General features: G+C 58.9%; 13 protein-coding genes. 9 read left to right on the top strand and 4 right to left on the bottom strand.

The features are described from left to right. Positions 1 to 12 precede the first annotated feature (12 nt). Positions 13 to 1110: a glycosyltransferase family 4 protein gene (locus tag JZX89_RS26870; RefSeq protein ID WP_207135946.1), complete on the top strand. Its 1098-nt coding sequence runs from the start codon at positions 13 to 15 to the stop codon at positions 1108 to 1110. Then, on the top strand, positions 1107 to 1850 hold the full coding sequence (locus JZX89_RS26865; protein ID WP_207135945.1) for a polysaccharide deacetylase family protein: 744 nt from the start codon (positions 1107 to 1109) through the stop codon (positions 1848 to 1850). The genes JZX89_RS26870 and JZX89_RS26865 overlap by 4 nt, the downstream gene beginning before the upstream one ends. On the opposite strand, the gene JZX89_RS26860 is transcribed toward JZX89_RS26865, so the two are convergent. Next, positions 1842 to 2801, bottom strand: coding sequence for a glycosyltransferase family 32 protein (locus tag JZX89_RS26860; RefSeq protein ID WP_207135944.1), 960 nt, complete (start codon positions 2799 to 2801; stop codon positions 1842 to 1844). The two genes, JZX89_RS26865 and JZX89_RS26860, sit on opposite strands and share 9 nt — an antisense overlap. A 211-nt stretch (positions 2802 to 3012) precedes the next feature. On the opposite strand from JZX89_RS26860, the gene JZX89_RS26855 reads away from it, so the two are divergent. The 7 genes from JZX89_RS26855 (at position 3013) to JZX89_RS26825 (ending at position 12695) form a co-directional block, all read left to right on the top strand. Beyond that, positions 3013 to 4905 carry an ABC transporter ATP-binding protein gene (locus tag JZX89_RS26855; protein WP_207135943.1) on the top strand — a complete coding sequence of 631 codons (1893 nt, stop codon included), beginning with the start codon at positions 3013 to 3015 and terminating at the stop codon, positions 4903 to 4905. Next, positions 4902 to 6803, top strand: coding sequence for an ABC transporter substrate-binding protein (locus JZX89_RS26850; protein ID WP_207135942.1), 1902 nt, complete (start codon positions 4902 to 4904; stop codon positions 6801 to 6803). Before JZX89_RS26855 ends, JZX89_RS26850 begins: the two co-directional genes overlap by 4 nt. Position 6804: 1 nt before the next feature. Then, the gene (locus JZX89_RS26845; RefSeq protein WP_149900569.1) at positions 6805 to 7803 is read left to right on the top strand and encodes an ABC transporter permease; all 999 of its coding nucleotides are present in this window, start codon (positions 6805 to 6807) and stop codon (positions 7801 to 7803) included. Next, positions 7800 to 8975 carry an ABC transporter permease gene (locus JZX89_RS26840; RefSeq protein ID WP_142842334.1) on the top strand — a complete coding sequence of 392 codons (1176 nt, stop codon included), beginning with the start codon at positions 7800 to 7802 and terminating at the stop codon, positions 8973 to 8975. Before JZX89_RS26845 ends, JZX89_RS26840 begins: the two co-directional genes overlap by 4 nt. Positions 8976 to 9047: 72 nt before the next feature. Beyond that, entirely contained in the window at positions 9048 to 10256 is a 1209-nt protein-coding gene (locus JZX89_RS26835; protein WP_149900567.1) for a glycosyltransferase family protein, read from the top strand. Positions 10257 to 10299: 43 nt separating this feature from the next. Continuing rightward, positions 10300 to 11547 (top strand): glycosyltransferase, encoded by a 1248-nt coding sequence (locus JZX89_RS26830; protein WP_207135941.1) that lies wholly within the window; start codon positions 10300 to 10302, stop codon positions 11545 to 11547. Beyond that, the gene (locus JZX89_RS26825; protein ID WP_207135940.1) at positions 11544 to 12695 is read left to right on the top strand and encodes a glycosyltransferase family protein; all 1152 of its coding nucleotides are present in this window, start codon (positions 11544 to 11546) and stop codon (positions 12693 to 12695) included. Before JZX89_RS26830 ends, JZX89_RS26825 begins: the two co-directional genes overlap by 4 nt. Here JZX89_RS26825 and JZX89_RS26820 read toward each other — a convergent pair. From JZX89_RS26820 to JZX89_RS26810, 3 genes are all read right to left on the bottom strand, one after another. Further along, the gene (locus tag JZX89_RS26820; RefSeq protein WP_207135939.1) at positions 12661 to 13401 is read right to left on the bottom strand and encodes a copper homeostasis protein CutC; all 741 of its coding nucleotides are present in this window, start codon (positions 13399 to 13401) and stop codon (positions 12661 to 12663) included. The genes JZX89_RS26825 and JZX89_RS26820 overlap by 35 nt on opposite strands. A 79-nt stretch (positions 13402 to 13480) precedes the next feature. Continuing rightward, complete coding sequence (locus JZX89_RS26815; protein ID WP_149900564.1) at positions 13481 to 14686, bottom strand: MFS transporter; 1206 nt, start codon at positions 14684 to 14686, stop codon at positions 13481 to 13483. Between the two features lie 62 nt (positions 14687 to 14748). Next, positions 14749 to 16182, bottom strand: coding sequence for a M81 family metallopeptidase (locus tag JZX89_RS26810; RefSeq protein ID WP_207135938.1), 1434 nt, complete (start codon positions 16180 to 16182; stop codon positions 14749 to 14751). Positions 16183 to 16188 lie beyond the last annotated feature (6 nt).

The following is a 16188-nucleotide window of genomic DNA, read 5'->3' as shown; positions in this document are numbered from 1 at the left end:
ACAACCTTCGGCATGAAGATCGCCTTTTATTCGCCGCTCAAATCGCCCAACCATCCCGTTCCCTCCGGAGACCGGTTGATGGCCCGTTTGCTGATGCAGGCAATGACGATGGGCGGCCACGCGGTCTTCGTTGCTTCCGAACTGCGCAGCTTTTTGAAACAGGCGGATGACCCGGCACGAACCTCGCTCGTCGATGCGGCCGATCGCGAGATCGAAGCCATCGCTCAGCGCTGGCGACGGGAAGGCCCCCCGGACCTCTGGTTTTGTTATCATCCGTATTACAAAACCCCGGATTTACTCGGACCGGAACTCGCCAGACGGTTCGATATCCCCTACGTCACCGCCGAAGCCTCCTATTCGCCAAAGCGCAATGGAATGGGTTGGCAGGCGATACAGGATGAATTACTGGCCGCATTGAATGCAGCCGCCGTGAATATCTGCTTCACGGCGCGGGATCGCGAAGGGCTTTTGCGCGCTTCCCCCACTCTGCACTGGAAAATGTTGCCGCCCTTTATCGATGTCGGGACTTTTCTTGAAACTGCCCCACACCCAACGCCGGCAAGGCTCATCACCGTCGCCATGATGCGCTCGGGCGACAAGCTGACCAGCTATCGCGCCCTTTCCGAAGCGCTCGCTTTGTTGCCGCAGGACCTCGACTGGACGCTGGATATTATCGGTGACGGGCCGGAACGTCCCGCCGTGCAGGCCATGTTCAGCGCATTTCCCAACAATCGCCTTGTCTGGCACGGGGAAAAAACCGCAACCGAGATCACAGCACTTCTTTCAAAAGCATCCCTCTATGTCTGGCCCGGCCATGGCGAAGCCTATGGTCTTGCCTATCTTGAGGCACAGGCCGCCGGCCTGCCCGTGGTGGCCGAAAAAGTAGCCGGTGTTCCCGAAGTGGTAAAATCCGGCACCACCGGATTACTGACACCGGAAAATGATACAGCCGCCTATGCCGACGCGATCAAAAGCCTGCTCGGCAATGACAGGCAGCGCGAAAAACTGGCAAAAGCGGCCCGCCAGTTCGTCGTCAATGAACGATCTCTGGAAAACGCCGCAACAGAGCTGAATAATATCCTGCTGCAAGCAAAGGCGCGAAGATCATGAGTGTGGAAAAACTCGTTGCAGCACTGGACGAATGCAGCCGTCGCGGCATGACCGCCGATCTCTGGCTCCGGGACGACGACGCCGTGGAGCCGACACCCGCGCTTGATACGCTGCTTGATCTCTGCCGCAGCTTTGCCGTTCCGATCACCCTCGCGGTCATTCCCGAGATGACAACGAACAGGCTCGCGCAATATCTGGATGCGTCAGATATTGCCCATGTGGCCGTGCATGGCTGGTCGCACACGAATTATGCCGGAAACGGCGAGAAGAAACAGGAACTCGGCGCTCACCGGGAGCTTTTCCTCGTTCTCGACGAATTGCAATCCGGACTGGATAAGCTCCATGACCTGCATGGCAGCCGTCTCGTGCCGATGCTCGTGCCGCCATGGAACCGCGTGGATGCCAGCATCGTGAAAGAGTTGGCAGGCATCGGCTATCGCGCCCTGTCCGTTTTCGGCCCGGAGAAAAACACCCTGCCGCCGCGTCTGAATACCCATGTCGACGTGATCGACTGGCACGGCAGCCGAGGCGGCCGCGATGACGACATCCTTTTCGCCGAAACCGCCACACGAATTCTGAAGACCGCCGAAGACGGCGGCACGACCGGCATCCTCACCCATCATCTCGTGCATGACGACAATGTCTGGCGGTTTCTGCGGCGGCTTTTCGAGGCAACCGCCAACCATCCCGCCGCCCGCTGGCGTTCCTCGGCGGATATCGTCAACGAAATCTCACCATGATTTCCAGGCGATCAGCAAACCATCCGTTTCATTGAGTTCCTGCCGAAGCGCTTCGACCGCCGCAAACGGCGTGCGATCGGCAAGCGACGCCGCGACAAAAGACGCAGGCGCAAGGCTGATGCTTCCCGCCCGGGCGATGACGGTAAAAATCAACGGGCCGGTCGACCACCAGGCGGGTGCGCGCGGCATCTCTTCAAGGATACCGGGAAACGCTTCCAGCATCCTGCGAAACACCGGATGTCCAGCCGGCGCGGCGATAAAGGAATTGGCAAGCAGCATGCTGCCCTGACCCGTATCACGCGGCGTTTTTTCGTCGAACGCCGTCAGCCCCGCCAAAGGCAGGAATGCGTCGAAGCTCACATCGTCCCGCGCCGGATACCAGTCACAATCGAGATAGATGCCGCCAAAACGCTCCAGCACGATATAACGCGCCACATCCACCGCGCCCGGATAATCACCCTGCTCCAGCATGGTCTTGAAGACAGCGTCTGCAAACACGCCTTCCCGCTCAAGATCAACCTCCCTCCAGAGACGATAGTCGTATCCATGTTTTGCAGCATGGGCGGCCCAGGCTTTCACCGATACCGGCAGCGCTCTTTCGCCGATCCATATCTGGTGAATGATCCGCGGCACATCCTCCCTGCTTTTGAGATTGATCGTGTGGCGCTCTTCCGGCGAAAACTGTGCATATTTTGCCAGAACCTGCGGCGGCGGCACGAGCGTATATTGGTAACCGATTTTGGCAACCATATCGCCTTCGGCCTTGGCGAGACGCAGCCGCGCTGCATGCAGCCGGCGCGGCAGACCGAGCACCGTCTGCTCGCCCATCATGTAACCGTCTTTTGCTGCAACCAAAGATAGGAGAAGCGCCTGCGCTTCCGCATATTGGCCGTCATTTTGCAACTGTCGGGCTTTCTCCAGCTGCGCGTCATAATATTTCTTGTCGGACATGGATCCTCATCCAGAAACGCTCGTTAACATATCGCTAAACACGAGCCATGAGGCAAGCCGTAGCGTTTAGGAAGCCGGCTTTGAATTCGTTAAACAATTCGATGTTTCAGAAGCATAGACAGACAACAAACCCTGCGATAACGTACCTTTAAGCCCTCCTGAGCAAATTGTCACAAGGCAACGATAAAGAGACGGCAAGGAACCCTTTGGCATGAGCGCAGGCGCAGATTTGCTCCGTATTGAAAACCTGCGGGTCTCGTTTTCTCTTATGGGCGGCACGATTGAAGCCGTGAGGGGCACCAGCCTTCGCATTCTTCCCGGAAAAGTCACTGCACTTGTGGGAGAATCCGGCTCCGGAAAATCCGTCATCGGCCAGACCATCATGGGCATCCATCCCAAGACGGCGCGGGTGAACGGCCGCGTGCTTTTCACCGATCCTGAAAATGCCGCAGCCGGTCCTGTCGATCTGCTGCAACTGCCGAAAGACGGCCGGGAAATCCGCTCCATACGCGGCAATCGCGTCGGGCTGATTTTTCAGGAACCCATGACCTCCTTTTCGCCGCTACACACTGTCGGCAATCAGATAGACGAGGCGCTGCGTATCCACAGCATTCTGTCGCCGGCTGAGCGCGCGGAAAAAATGTATGAGACGCTCGACCTCGTAGGGTTCCCCGACCCGAAAAAGGTCGTGAACATGTATCCCTTCGAGCTGTCAGGCGGTATGCGCCAGCGCGCCATGATCGCCATGGCGCTGATCTGTCGCCCGGCTCTTCTGATCGCCGACGAGCCGACGACGGCGCTTGATGTGACCATCCAGGCACAAATCCTTAAGCTGCTGCGCGATCTGCAGAGCCGGCTGAATATGAGCATGCTGCTCATCACCCACGATCTCGGCGTCGTCGCAAACATCGCCGACGAAGTTGCTGTGATCTATCAGGGCGAGATCATGGAGGCCGGAACTGTCGACGAGATCTTCAAGTCGCCACGCCACCCTTATCTCAAAGGCCTGATGAACGCCGTGCCGCATTTCGACATGAAGCCCGGTGAGAGGCTGAAGGCGCTGCGCGAAATCAAGGTCGATCATGAAAGCCTCGTCGGCAAGAAAAACGCCGCCGTGAATAAAACCCCCGGCCCGCTTCTGACCGTAGACAATATCAGCAAGACCTTCACCACCCGCAAGTCCAGCTGGTTCAGCAAAGGCGACGCCAACGCCACCAAGGCGGTCAACAGCGTCAGTTTTGAAATCCGCCGGGGCGAATGCCTCGGGCTGGTGGGTGAAAGCGGCAGCGGCAAAACCACCGTCAGCAAGATCCTGATGCGCGCCGTTCGCCCGGATGAAGGCTCCGTCACATTTCACCGTCCGCAGGGCAATATCGATGTGCTCAATGCCAAAGACGGCGACCTCAAGGAACTGCGCTCGAAGATACAGATGGTCTTTCAGGACCCGATCTCCTCGCTGTCGCCACGCATGACCGTGGGCAACATCCTGAGCGAGCCGCTGGAAATCCATGGACGCGGCGACGCCAAATACCGTGCGGAAAAAGTCCGCAATCTCGTCAAGGCCATCGGCCTTGGAGAAAGCGCACTGAACCGTTATCCGCACAGTTTCTCCGGCGGGCAAAGGCAGCGTATCGGCATTGCCAGAGCCCTGGCGCTCGGTCCCGAACTGCTGATTTGTGACGAACCCGTTTCCGCGCTCGATGTCTCGGTTCAGGCGCAAATTCTCAACCTGCTTAAGGATTTGCAGAAAGACCTCGGGCTTACCTACCTCTTCATCTCGCACAATCTGGCGGTGGTTGACTATATGGCCGACCGCGTGGCCGTGATGTGTGAGGGCCGCATCGTTGAGCTGGCACCGCGGGAAATCATGATGCGCTCCCCCGTGCATCCCTACACGAAATCGCTGCTGGCGGCTGTGCCCTTTCCCGACCTCGACCGGCCGCTGGATTTCCGCACCATTGGCAAGATCAGCGCGACAGGCAAATTCGACTGGGGCAAACAGTTCCGTGATGAGGGTGATGGCGACATGATTTCCGCCGATCTGGGCGACGGCCATTTCGTTCTTGCAAACGGCAACGTCGACATCCGGGAGCTCCGCCCTTGATCACGCGCCGCACCACTCTCGCCCTGCTGGCCTCCGTCTTCCTACCGGCCTATGCGCGTGCCGCCTATACCGACGCCGACTACTTCAAGGAAAAACGGGAAAAGGGCGAGTTGCCCGACGTGGCGGGACGCCTGCCGAAAAATCCGCGCGTCATCAATATGAAATCGCTCGGCCGCGAACCGGGAAAACATGGCGGCTCCGTTCGCATGCTGATCGGTGGTCAGCGCGATATCCGCCTGATGCCTATCAGCAACTATGCCCGTCTCGTCGGTTATGACGAAAAGTTCGAGCTGCATCCGGACATTCTGGAAAGTTACGACGTCCAGGAAGAACGCATCTTCACCTTCAAGCTGCGCGAGGGCCACAAATGGTCCGATGGCAGCGATTTGACCTCCGAGGATTTCCGCTATTTCTGGGAGGATGTCGCCCTTAACAAGGAAATCCACAAGGGCGGTCCCCCGATCGAACTTCTGGTCAACAACAATCCGCCACTGATCGAAGTCATCGACCAACTGACGGTGCGCTACACCTGGGAAGGTCCGAACCCGGATTTTCTGGCGAAACTCGCGGCGGCCTCCCCGGCGCGGCTGTTTTTGCCCGCCGCCTATATGAAGCAGTTCCACGTCAAATATCAGACCGCGGAAAACCTCGCCAAGCTCATCAAGAAGAACAAGGCGGACGACTGGAGCGGCCTGCATATCAAGATGTCGCGGCAGGTGCGCCCGGAAAACCCCGCTTTGCCGACGCTGGACGCATGGCGAAACATGACCGCGCCGCCGGCCGAACAATTCGTGTTCGAACGCAATCCCTATTACCACCGTGTCGATGAAAACGGCCTGCAGCTGCCTTATCTCGATCGCTTCCTGCTGAACGTCACCTCCTCCGACATCATCTCGGCCAAGACGGCGTCCGGCGACAGCGACCTGCAATATTTCGGCCTCGATTTCGCCGATTACACCTTCCTGAAGGATGCCGAAAAGCGTTTCCCCCTGAAGGTGAACCTCTACAAACGCTCGCAAGGATCGCGGGTTGCGCTTCTGCCGAACCTCAATTGCGCCGACCCGGCATGGCGGGGTTATTTCCAGGACGTGCGGGTGCGCCGCGCACTGTCCCTTGCGATCAACCGGCACGAAATCAACATGGTCTGCTTTTACGGGCTGGCGAAGGAAAGCTCCGACACCGTTTTGCCGGAAAGCCCACTTTACAGGCCGGAATTTGCAGAAGCCTGGAGCGCCTTCGACCGCGCAGCGGCCAACAGGCTGCTCGACGAGGTGGGTCTCGATAAACGCGACGATGCCGGCATCAGGCTCCTGCCCGATGGCCGTCCGGCCTATATCATCGTCGAAACAACCGGCGAAAGCACGCTTGAGACCGACGTAATGGAACTGGTGAGCGATTACTGGCGGCGCATCGGCATTGCGGTTTCCGTCCGCCCCACCCAGCGCGATGTCTTCCGCAAGCGTGCGATGGGCGGCGAAGTGCTGATGTCGGTATGGATGGGCATGGACAATGGCGTGCCCACATCGGATATGCTGCCTTCCGGCCTTGCGCCCACCGGCGACGACCAGCTGCAATGGCCCGTCTGGGGCATCCATTATCTTTCCGGCGGCCGCGAGGGCAAGGAGCCTGATCTGCCGGAGGCGGCACATCTGCTCGATCTCCTGAAAAAATGGCGCAAAAGCGTCACCGAGGAAGAGCGAACCGCCATCTGGCTGGAAATGCTTGATATCTATACACAGCAGGTGTTTTCCATTGGCATCGTCAACGGCGCACTTCAGCCTGTCGTTCATGTCAAGCGCATGCGAAACGTGCCCGAAAAGGCGCTTTTCGGTTATGAACCCACATCTTATCTCGGCGTCTACCTGCCGGATGCCTTCTGGTACGACGGGGACGCCTGATATGCTGCGATATATTATCAAGCGCATCCTCGTCATGATCCCCACGCTGATCCTGATCTCGATGCTGGTTTTCACCATTATCGAATTGCCGCCGGGTGATTATTTCGAAAGCTATGTCGCCGAACTGCGCGCCATGGGCGAGACGGCGAACCTTGCCGAAATCGAGGAGCTGCGCGTCCGCTACGGTTTCGACCAGCCCGCGCCGATCCGCTACTTCCGCTGGGCGACCGGCATGCTGGTCGGCGATTTCGGTTATTCCTTCGAATATCAGCTGCCCGTCAGCGATGTGGTGGGAGACCGCCTGTGGCTGACGGTTCTCGTGTCGTTCCTCACCATCATCGTCACCTGGATTCTCGCTTTTCCGATCGGCATCTACTCCGCCACACATAAATATAGCTGGGGCGACTATGGCCTGACCTTCCTCGGCCTGCTCGGCATCGCCATCCCCAACTTCATGTTGGCGCTGATCCTGATGTATTTCGCCAATATCTGGTTCGGTATCTCCATCGGCCATCTGATGGACCGCGAATATCTGAACCAGGCGATGAGCTGGGCGAAGTTCAAATCGATCCTCGAACATATCTGGATACCCGTCCTCATCATCGGAACGGCGGGCACGGCGGGCATGATCCGCCGCCTGCGCGCCAACCTTTTGGACGAATTGCAGAAACAATATGTCGTGACTGCCCGTGCCAAGGGGCTTCACCCCTTCAAGGTGCTGATCAAATACCCGCTGCGCATGGCGCTGAATTTCTTCATCTCGGATATCGGCTCGATCCTGCCCGCCATCATTTCCGGCGCGGAAATCACCGCCGTCGTCCTGTCGCTCGAAACCACCGGTCCCATGCTCATCCGCGCGCTGCAAAGCCAGGATATGTATCTGGCCGGCTCGTTCTTGATGTTCCTCGCTTTCCTGACGGTGATCGGCGTTCTGGTGTCGGATATCGCCCTTGCCATACTCGACCCGAGAATCCGCTTTGGAGGTGGTAACGTCAAATGACTTCATCCATCCCGAAAGCAGGCGAAGCACTGCCGCATTACGTCTCGACCGCGCCCTTCGATCCCTCCTTGATCGAACCGAACACATCCGGAATGGCCGCCTTCAGCAAGGCGTCGCAGCTGAAGCTCATGTGGTGGCAGTTTCGCCAGCACAAGATCGCCGTCTGGTCCGGTGCCTTTCTGGTGGTTCTTTATCTCTCGATCCTGATCAGCGAGTTCCTCGCGCCTTACAACCTCCATACCCGCAATATCGAGCATATCTACGCCCCGCCGCAGGCCATTCACCTCTTTGATAACGGAAAATTTGTCGGCCCCTTCGTGTACGGCCGGGAAATGACGCTCGACATGGACAATCTGAGGCGTGTCTATCGGGACGTGCCAACGGATGTTCAGCCGCTGCGTTTCTTCTGCAAGGGCGATACCTACCGTTTCTGGGGCATGTTCGAGGGCAGAACCCATTTTGTATGCCCCGCCGAAGGCGGCGAAATGTTCCTGCTCGGCACCGACCGTCTCGGACGCGATGTGTTGTCGCGCATCATCTATGGCGCGCGCATCTCGCTCACTATCGGCCTTCTCGGCGTCGCCATGAGCTTCGTTCTCGGCATTGTGATCGGCGGTCTCGCTGGTTATCGCGGCGGCACCTTTGATCTCATCGTCCAGCGCATCATCGAGGTCCTGCAATCCATCCCGAGCATTCCGCTGTGGCTGGCGCTTGCGGCGATCATGCCGGTGACCTGGAGCCCGATCCTCGTCTATCTCGGCATCACCATCATTCTCGGCATGCTGGACTGGACGGGACTGGCGCGCGCCGTGCGCTCGAAATTGCTGGCGCTTCGCGAAGAAGACTATGTTTTGGCTGCACAATTGATGGGCGCGGGCACACCGCGCATCATTGGCAGGCACCTTATTCCCGGTTTCATGTCGCATCTCATCGCCTCGGCCACATTGACGATACCGGGCATGATTCTCGGCGAAACCGCATTGAGCTTCCTCGGTCTCGGCCTCAGACCACCGATCACAAGTTGGGGAATTCTGCTCACGGAGGCGCGCAGCGTCAGCGTCATTGCGCTATATCCGTGGCTTCTCATACCGACGATCCCGGTCGTTCTCGTCATTCTGGCCTTTAATTTCTTCGGCGACGGACTACGTGATGCTGCGGATCCCTTCAGATAAAATGGAACACCCTTTGATAAACTGTTCTTCCGCCATCGCCTTTTTTGTGAAAGGCAAAAAGAGGTGTGGCCCATGACCTCCCGTTTGAACGACGCGCGTATCCTCATGTACAGCCACGATTCCTTTGGCCTAGGCCATCTGCGGCGCTGTCGCACAATTGCGCATGCGCTGGTGGAGGATTATCGCGGCCTCAATGTTCTCATCATTTCGGGTGCGACCATTGCCGGCGCCTTCGATTATCGCGCCCGTGTCGATTTCGTGAAGATCCCGAGCGTCATCAAGCTGCGCAATGGCGAATATACCTCAATGGACAGGCATATCGATCTTCAGGAAACCCTGAAGATGCGCCGTTCCATCATCTATCATACGGCCGAAAGCTTTAAGCCGGATATCTTCATCGTCGACAAGGAACCCATGGGCCTTCGCGGCGAAGTGGAAGAAACGCTTGCCTATCTCAAGGGACAGGGAACCAAGCTCGTCATCGGCCTGCGTGACGTCATGGATGCGCCGCAACTGCTCGAAGCCGAGTGGAAGCGCAACAACGTCATGACCAAGATCGGCCAGTTTTATGACCACGTCTGGGTCTATGGCCCGCCGGATTTCCACGACCCGCTGACCGGGCTCGATGTCCCCGAAAACGTCCGTGACAAGATGGATTTCGTCGGCTTCCTGCAAAGGTCCAAAACGCAGGCCGAAACCGTGGCGCACCGCCCGGAAGGAGACTATCTCCTCATCACCACCGGCGGCGGCGGCGATGGCAGCGAATTGATCGACGATGTCATCAACGCTTACCGCCATGATCCTGAACTGACCCACAAGGCGCTGGTGGTGCTCGGCCCCTATATGCCGGCGGATCAGCGTCAGCGCTTCATGAGCAGCGTTGCCGATATTCCCCATATAGAGATCATCGAATTCGACAACCGCATGGAAGATCTCGTCGCCGGCGCCCAGGCCGTCGTGTCGATGGGCGGCTATAACACCGTCTGCGAGATCTTATCCTTCGACAAGCCCGCCCTCGTCGTGCCGCGCACCGTGCCGCGGGAAGAGCAGCTGATCCGCGCCAGCCGCGCCTCGGAACTCGGCCTTTTCGACATGCTTTTGCCGGAAGATGCCGAAAATCCCGCAAAAATGGCGGAAGCTCTCAAAGCCCTGCCGAACCGCGCGCCACCCTCCGTCAATTCGCGAGAGCTGAAGCTCGACGGTCTGGAAAACATATCGAAACGGATCGCCGAATGGCTGCCGCCCGAGGGCGAAAAGGCGCCGATCACGCTCTCTGCGTGACCGGCTCCCCGACAACCACCGCTTCAAAAGAGACACGCGCAACGTGACCGATACAAAAAAAATCGTGGTGCTCCTCAAGGGCTATCCGCGCCTGTCCGAGACTTTCATCGCCCAGGAACTTCTGGGGCTTGAAAAGGCCGGGCTGAAACTCGAACTCATGTCCATGCGCCGGCCGACAGACAAAAAGCGCCACCCCGTTCATGATGAAATCCGCGCACCCGTCACCTACCTGCCGGAATATCTGCATGAGGAGCCGCTGCGCGTCCTGAAAGCGCTGTGGGCCTGCCGGAAAAAGCCGGGCTTCACCAGTGCGCTCCGCCGCTTCTTCAGTGATCTGCCCCATGATCTCAGCCGCAACCGCTTCCGCCGTTTTGGGCAGGCCGCTGTGCTGGCGCATGAATGGCCTGTGGATGCCGAGTGGCTGCATGTTCACTTCATTCACACGCCCGCCTCGGTCGCCGCCTATACCCATCTGATAACCGGAACGCCCTGGACGATTTCCGCCCACGCCAAGGATATCTGGACCTCGAACGATCGCGACCTTGCCGCCAAGCTGCAAAGCGCCCGCTGGGCCGTGACCTGCACCGCCGGTGGCTTTCAGCACCTGCAGACCCTTTCCGGGGCGAAGCGGAACGTGCATCTCAGCTATCACGGTCTCGATCTCACCCGCTTCCCGCATTTCGAAACATCGCGACCGGCACGAGATGGATCGGACGCAGATGATCCAGTCCGGATCCTAAGTGTCGGGCGGGCAGTCAAGAAAAAGGGCATCGACATTCTGCTGCGGGCGCTGGCTTCGCTTCCGCGAGATATCCATTGGCGTTTCACCCATATCGGTGGCGGCGACGAACTTGCGGTACTGAGGAAACTCGCCGACGAGCTTGGCATCGCCGACAGGATCGTCTGGACCGGCGCCATGGACCAGAAGCAGGTGCTGGAAAATTACCGTGAAGCCGATCTCTTCGCACTTGCCTGCCGCATCACCAGCGATGGCGACCGCGACGGCCTTCCCAATGTGCTGGTCGAAGCCGCCAGCCAGGCGCTGACCTGCATTTCCACCAATATTTCAGGCATTCCAGAGTTTTTCATTTCTGGCGAAAACGGTTTGCTAACCGAGCCGGAAAATCCGACCGCCTTCGCAGGCGCTCTGCGCAGCGCGATCACCGATCCGCAATTGCGCCAGCGTCTGGGCAGCGCCGCCGAGAACCGTGTGCGAACCGCGTTCGACCACCGCACCAGCATCGTGGAACTGAAGGCGCTGTTTGAGACCGAGTGGGAAAAAGCACCATGAGTGATCCGGAAAAGCGTCCTTCCGTCTTTTTTTACGTCCAGCATCTTCTGGGCATCGGCCATATCGCCCGCGCCAGCCGCATTGCCAACGCGCTTCAGGCGGATGGTTTCGATGTCGTTCTGGTCACAGGCGGCACCCCGGTTCCGGGCTTTCCGGGCGAGGGAATCCGCCATGTAGAGCTACCACCGATCGCCGTCAGCGACGGCAGCTTTTCCGGTCTTGTCGATAGTTCCGGCAAGCCGGTGGACGACGCCTTCAGGAAGCTCAGAACCGATATGCTGATTGGCGCCTATCACGGTGCAAAACCCGATATCGTCATCATCGAAGCTTTCCCCTTCGGCCGCAGGCAGGTGCGGTTCGAATTGCTACCGCTGCTGGACGAGATCGAGGACAGCGAACCGCGCCCGCTGGTCATGACATCGCTGCGCGATATTCTACAGGAAAAAACCAAGCCGGGCCGAGACGAAGAAACCGTGTCGCTGGTGAAAAAGCATTTCGATGCCGTGCTGGTGCATGGCGACCCGAATTTCGCCCGGCTGGAAAACACCTTCCCCCTTGCCGGCGAGATCAGCCAGCGCATCGTCTATACCGGCCTTGTTGCCCCGCTTCCACCGCCGCAACCGGCGGAGAAATTCGATATCGTGGTATCCGCCGGCGGTGGCGCGGTCGGTGCAGCACTTGTACGGGCCGCCCTTGAGGCCGCACCGCTGCTGGACGGCATCGGGAACTGGTGCCTCGTCACTGGCCCCAACATGCCCGAGGTGGATTTCGACGCTATTTCGGCTGAGGCACCGGACAATGTCTCTGTCTTCCGTTTCCGCAAGGATTTCGCAAGCCTGCTCGCCGGCGCGCGGCTTTCGGTTTCACAGGCGGGTTACAACACCGTCTGCGATATTCTTCAGGCCAAATGCCGCTCGCTCCTCATCCCCTTCGCGACCGGTGGCGAAACCGAACAGAGCGCCCGTGCCGAACGATTGGCACGGTTGGGGTTGGCGCAGGTTCTGGAGGAGAAAGATATCTCCGCGCAATCCATGGCCGATGCCATCACGGCGGCATTGGCTCTGCCGGGACCCGACGCAATCCACCTCGATCTCAATGGGGCGGCCGGTACGGCTAGAGCTTTGCGCCGCCTTTATGATGAGCGGTAAGCATCGCCTTTAATTCGCGAACCGCCGCCTCATCTGTACCCTTGCGCCCATCGCCGGTGAAACCTAGCTTCGCCACCCGGCTTTCCGGATCATAGAAGGGAACGGCGGAACAGGAGGCGTGGATTTCCGTAATCGGAAAGCGATCCAGCAATGCCTGCACGCTCTGCGGACGCACGCCGGCACCCGGCATGATGATGATCCGACCGGCTGCTCTCTCGGATAGACGCGCCAGCGCCTCTACCCCTTCAAGCGCCGAACGGGCGCCGCCGGAAGTCAGAATTCTCGGGAAGCCGAGAGCGATGGCCGCCTCCAGCGCTTCATCCATATCCGGAACGACATCGAAAGCGCGGTGTAGCGTCATATCCAGCCCCTCGGCATGACGGCGCAATTCTTCAAGCAGGGCAATGTCAAGCGAGCCATCCCCAAGCGATGCGCCAAGCACCAGGCCGGAAAGGCCTGCCGCGCGTGCCGCATCGATATCGCGTTTCATCACATCGGCTTCGTCGCGCGTGAACACGAAATCACCGGCGCGCGGTCTGATCATCACGCTGACGGGCAATCCACAGGACGCCGCCCGTTGCATGAAGCCCGCAGACGGTGTCACGCCGCCGCCGGAGAGCGCGGCGCATAACTCGATCCGATCGGCCCCGCCCCGAACCGCCGCTTCCAGACCGGCCACATCGTCCACGCAAATCTCGAGAATCATCCTAACCTCTTTCATTTGAACGTGCCCTGTTTATGCACCGGAGTATCCGAAAACCGCTCACACTTTTCGGTCCGAGGCTCTACCTGCGGCGACCCGTCCCATCAAGCGTGTAGAGCATATAAACGCCGCCAAGACCCACGATCGCCCCCAATATGGAGGTGCCCGAATAGGTGGAGACCATTGTCCCAACGGCAAAAATCAGTGCACCCAGACCGGCGCCGAGGAAGATATTGACCGCGATCAGCGAGCTTCCAAGCCCCGGCCGGTCCGCGATCAATTCCTGCAGATAAGTGATGGGGATGCTGATGATGGCAGCAGCTCCCAACGCGCTGATGAAAGTCTGCGCGTAGATATGCCAGGGTTCCGTCGCAAGCCCCTGCAGAATGAGGTAGACCGCATAAAGCACCGCTCCCGCCGCCAATGTCAGCGTTTGCGGCACCTTCTTCTCGATCCAGCCCCACAAGAGAATGAAGACGATTTCCAGCGCGGCAACGATGCCCGCCACGATGCCGATATCCGCCACCGTGCCCTTCGCCTGGCCCGTGATGATGAGCGAACGTATCGAATCATTGAGATGCAGCATTGAGCAGATGAGCGCGATGGCGATGATCCGCAACAAGACCCGCCGTGATCCGATTTCCGCAAGCGAGGCGCGCAGGCCGAAACGCGCTTCCGTATTCACCACCGCCGGCGTGGCGGCCCGAGGCAGGCAGAAGGCGACGAGCAGAAAACAGACAAGTGCGCAAAGGCCGGAGAACAGGAAGGCCGTCAGCATATTGCCGGAACTGATGAGAAAAATGCCAACGATACCCGGCACCAGCACCCATGACAGCGAGATTGTCGCCCGCATGATCGAGTTCACGGCAATCATGTCGCCCGTCGAAAGATTGCGGGCATCGGCGCGCACATGCGCGAAGATCAGCGAGTTCATCGCCCCGAAAATCGGCAGGAGAATGAGCTTCGCGCTCACAAAGGCCGTCGCATTGCCCGCCAGATAAACCAGCATATAGCCGCTGACACCGAACAGCGCGATATAGAGCATGGGCTTGCGATATTCGCCCAGCCTGTCGGCCACAATGCCCATCAGAACGCTGGCGCTGACATTGATGATGGCAGCAAAAAGCATCAGCAGGGAATAAACGGTGTTGCTGAGTCCTATTTCGCGAATACCGATGACTGCCTGATAAGGTGCGGTCGCCGCATTCGAAAATCCGAAAAACAGGATGGCGAGCGCCCCGATGCGGATCGACGGATTGTTGATGACGATGGAAAGAGCCGACGGCATAGATATTCGCCTGAGATGATCCGGCCCCGCCGGATCGCTGGATAAAAGCTACCGGACCGCTGTCATTGCCAGCGGGCCGAAAGAATGGGTTTCGGCATATAGTCGAAATGCGGCTTCCATGGGTAAAAATCGCCATCCCGGCGACGATTGGGAAGGTTTTCGATATCCTGATTGATAACCCCCTCCGTCAGCGCCATCAGGTTGGGATTGGCGATCGGCGCAAGCTCCGGCGAAAGATAACCTGACTTGACGACCAGCAACTTCACCGCCTTCGGATCAAAGCCGAGACGGGTGAAATCAGAAATCATGTGATAGGGCCTGCGCCGCGCCGCCAGAATGACGGTGATACCACCGATGGCGACCACCGCCTGCCGCTGATCCGCAGCGCCGGAACCGTCCAATTTCAGGATCTTGGCTTCGACAGTGACCGACGGGCTTTGCGGATCGAGGCTGCCGCCAATCTTGAGGGAAAGAGCCGCCCCCTCGCCAGCCGCAAAACAGGCTTCGACCGCCGGTCGGTCGGTTATGCCGCCTAAGAGAGCACCCTGCCAGTTACGCGCAATCAGTGCCGCCAGAACATCAGCACGATCGCCGACCCCGCCACCAGTTGGATTGTCGCCTGAGTCAGCGAGAATGATCGGGCCGGTAGCCGTCTTTTCCGCAATATCCAAAATGGCCTCAAGCGGCTCGGTCACGGGACCGAAACGAAAATCCTGCCGGGCATCCCAGTAAGATTGCGCGATTTCAGCTGCGACCGCCTGTGCCGCCTCTCTGTCCGATCCCGTCACCACCGCGCAGGCCGTCGCCCGTGGCTCATCGGCCCAGACGTAACCGATCATAAAATTCGCATCCCAAATGCCGGGCCGGGTGTCATAGCCCGGCAGAACCTCATAGAGGCTTTTGGCTGGCTCATCTTCGGTGGACGTCTTTTCACCGGGCAGAAGAACGGGAATTTTCGCCCAAGCCACACCGGGCTTTTCACCCGTTTTCAGGGCCTTGAGCAACATCGTCCAAGCCCGCACCATCGTCTCGCGCACGTCGATATGCGGCGCGGTTCGGTAGCCGGCGAATATATCCAGCTGATCGATGATCGTCTGGCTCACATTGCCGTGCAGGTCGTAGCTCGCGGAAATGATCACATCCGGCCCGACGACGGCACGGGCGCTGGAAATCCAGTCACCCTCCGCATCATCCATGCCTTCGACATTCATCGCGCCATGCATGGCGAGATAGAGCCCGTCCAGCGGTAGCGAGGCCTTCAGGCGGTCAAGGAATTCCGCTTTGAACGCCTCATAGGCCCCGCGCGATACGGGACCACCTGGCACCGCACGAGCATGCAGAAGCGGCAGTATCTCCGCTCCGCCTTCACCGAGGAAATTGAAATACTCGGCCTCCAGCAATTCCGCGCCGCGAAAGACGCGAAAATCCTGCTCACCCATCAGCACCGGCGAATAGGTGCTGCATTCGGTATGAATTCCGCCAACGGCAATACGCATCTCGCC

It is taken from the genome of Agrobacterium burrii, assembly GCF_017313405.1.
Lineage (GTDB): Bacteria > Pseudomonadota > Alphaproteobacteria > Rhizobiales > Rhizobiaceae > Agrobacterium > Agrobacterium burrii.
Note: the sequence above shows the minus strand (reverse complement) of the source record. Positions and strands in the feature narration are given on the sequence as shown.